At 69.9% G+C, this 3,179-nt stretch carries 1 protein-coding gene; it reads right to left on the bottom strand.

Annotated elements, in window-relative coordinates; genetic code table 11:
• Positions 1-3,179, bottom strand: a 3,179-nt coding sequence (locus FOF48_RS36080) for a non-ribosomal peptide synthetase (RefSeq protein WP_143909538.1), incomplete at both ends; no start/stop codon positions are given.

Below are 3,179 nucleotides of genomic sequence, written 5' to 3'. Positions count from 1 at the left end.
TGCGAGAGGGCCGCGTCCGGCTGAGAGGCGATGGCCTCGAGCAGCACGCCGAGGTGGCCGGCCATGCGCTGCACGGTCGAGGACTCGAAGAGATCCGTGGCGTACTCCAGGACGCCCCTGAACCCCTGGGGTGAATCCTGAAGGGTCAGCGTGAGATCGAACTTCGCCGAGTGCGAATCGAGCGGAAGTTGCTCGAAGGACAGCCCCGGCATCTGGAGTGCTTCGATGGGCGCGTTCTGCAGCACGAACATGGCCTGGAAGAGCGCACTGCGGCTCAGGTCGCGCACGGGCTGGAGGGCCTCCACCAGCTTCTCGAACGGCAGATGCTGATGCTCATAGGCCGAGAGCGTCGTGCCTCGGACCTGGGCGAGCAGTTGCTTGAACGTCGCTCGAGGCTCCACGCGAGCACGCAGTACCAGCGTGTTGATGAAGAAGCCGATGAGGCCTTCGGTCTCCTCCTGCGTGCGTCCCGCGATGGGGGAGCCCACGCGGATGTCGTCCTGCCCGGAGTAGCGCGACAGGAGGAGCTGGAACGCGCCGAGCAATGCCATGAACGGCGTAGCCCCCTCGCGCTGAGCCAGCGTCTTGATGGCTTCGGACACGGGCAAGGGCACGTGCACGGACACCGTCGAACCCCGGTGTGACTGCACGGGCGGACGCGGTCGGTCCGTCGGCAGCTCCAACGCGACGGGCGCCCCCCCGAGCTGAGCCTTCCAGTAGCCGAGCTGTGCCTCCAGTGTCTCCCCCTGGAGCCAGCCCTGCTGCCAGACCGCGAAGCCCGCGTACTGCACGGGCAGCGGCGCGAGGGCCGGCGTCCTGTCCGTGATGAAGGCTTCGTAGAAGGCCACCATCTCGCGAACGAGGATGCCCATGGACCAGCCGTCGGAGACGATGTGGTGCATCGTCACGAGCAGCACATGCTCTGCTTCGCTCAAGCGCACCAGCGAGGTTCGCAGGAGCGGTCCCACTCCCAGGTCGAAGGGACGCTGCGCCTCCTCAGCGGCGAGCCTGCGCGCCTCCTCTTCCCTCTGGGCTTCGGGGAGGGCGGAGAGATCCACGAGCGGCAACGTCCACGTCGCGGGCGAGTGGATGCGCTGCGCGGGTTGCCCCTGCTGCTGGACGAGCGTGGTGCGCAGCGCCTCATGCCGGGCGACCAATGCCTCGAAGGCGCGCCGCAGGGCCGCACCGTCGAGTGCACCCTTCAGGCGCAAGGCCGTGGGGATGTTGTACGCGGCGCTGCCCGGCCGGAGTTGATCCAACAGCCACAGGCGCCGCTGCGCGAAGGACAACGGCGCGGTGGTGGCATGCAGGGGGGGAATGCGAATCGGTGTCGAAGAGGGGGCGGCTGGAATCGAGTCGATTCGCTCGGCGAGCGCGGCGACTGTCGGGGCCTCGAACAGCGCACGCACGGGGAACTCGTGCCGGAGCGTGGCCCGCACGCGAGAGACGAGCTGGGTGGCGAGAAGGGAGTGGCCGCCGAGCGCGAAGAAGTCGTCGTGGATGCCGACGCGCTCCACGCGGAGCACCTGGGCGAAGACCTCCGCGAGCTTCTGCTCGGTGGGGTTGCGAGGCGCGATGAAGTCCGCGCGGGGCGAGGCGTCGGGAGTGGGGAGGGCCTTCCGGTCCACCTTGCCGTTGGCGTTGAGCGGAAGGGACTCCATCCCCACGTAGGCCGCGGGCACCATGTACTCGGGCAGTCGCTCCTTGAGGAACGCGCGCAGCACGGAGGTGTCCAAGACGTGACCGGAGGTGGGCACGACGTAGGCGACGAGCCGCTTGTCACCAGGCGAGTCCTCCCGAGCGAGGACGACCGCCTCGTGCACCTGGGGATGGTTGAGGAGGGAGGCTTCGATTTCACCGAGCTCGATGCGGAAGCCGCGGATCTTCACCTGGAAGTCGAGGCGCTGGAGGTAGTCGAGCTGGCCGTCGGCGCGCCAGCGGACGACGTCGCCGGTGCGGTAGAGGCGGGCGCCGGGCGTGGAGGAGAAGGGGTGTGGGAGGAAGCGCTCCGCGGTGAGGGCGGGCTGCCCCAGGTAGCCCCAAGCGAGGCCTTCGCTGGCGAGGAAGAGCTCTCCAGGGACACCGACAGGCACGGGGCGCAGCCGTGCGTCGAGCACGTAGGTGCGGGTGTTGGAGATGGGGCGGCCAATGGGCGGACGTGCGCCGTCGTCGCGAGAAGCGGAGACGGGGGTGAAGGTCGCGACGACGGTGCTCTCGGTGGGGCCGTAGTGGTTGAAGAGTGAGGCGGGCACGGAGGGCGGCGGGCCGTGGTGGAGGGCGTCGCCGCCCGTCAGCAGGGCGCGCAGGGCGATGGGCCTGGGCCACTCCTCGCGAAGGACCGCCTCGGCGAGTGGCGTGGGCATGAAGCAGGTGGTGATGGATTCGGTGGCGAGCCAGCTCAGGAGGAGCGCGGGCTCGGCGCGGACGGCATCCGGAGGGACGACGAGGGAGGCGCCAGAGGCGAGGGAGGGCCACACCTCCCAGGTGGATGCGTCGAAGGCGACGCCCGCGGTGAGCGCGGTGGAGTCGTCAGGGGACAGCGCGTAGGTGCGCTGGTGCCAGGAGACGAGGTTCATCAACCCGCGGTGGTGCACGGCGACGCCCTTGGGTCGGCCGGTGCTGCCGGAGGTGTAGATGACGTAGGCCAGGTCGTCCGGACCCACGGGTGTGACGGGGAGGGGCGACGCGTCCGAGGGGAAGTCCGTCTCCAGGGGGAGGACCTGGGCGGAGACGGAGGCGAGCGAGGGAAGCAGGTGGCGGGGAGCGAGGAGGACAGAGGAGGCGCTGTCCTCGAGCATGAAGGCGAGGCGATCTGGGGGAACGCCGGGAGAGACGGGGACGTAGGCGGCACCGGCCTTGAGCACGGCGAGAAGGCCCGCGACCAACTCGGGGGAGCGCTCCGCGAGGACTGCGACGCGGCTACCCCGTGAGACACCCGCCGAGAGCAGGTGGAGGGCGAGCTGGTGGGCCCAGGCATCGAGGGCCGCGTAGGAGACGGTGCGCCCGGCCATGCGGACAGCGACGGCGTGAGGAGTGAGGCGGGCCTGGGCGGCGACGACGTGGTGGATGCACGTGTCGCGAGGAAAGTCCGCGTCGGTCTGATTCCAGTCGAGGAGGAGCTGCTGGCGCTCGGAGGAGGAGAGCAGCTCGAGGGAGGAGAGGGGAGCGTCGGGCTGGGC

The organism is Corallococcus sp. Z5C101001, from assembly GCF_007352635.1.
GTDB lineage: Bacteria > Myxococcota > Myxococcia > Myxococcales > Myxococcaceae > Corallococcus > Corallococcus silvisoli.
The sequence above is the reverse complement of the archived record's forward strand: the minus strand, read 5'-3'. Positions and strand labels throughout refer to the sequence as shown.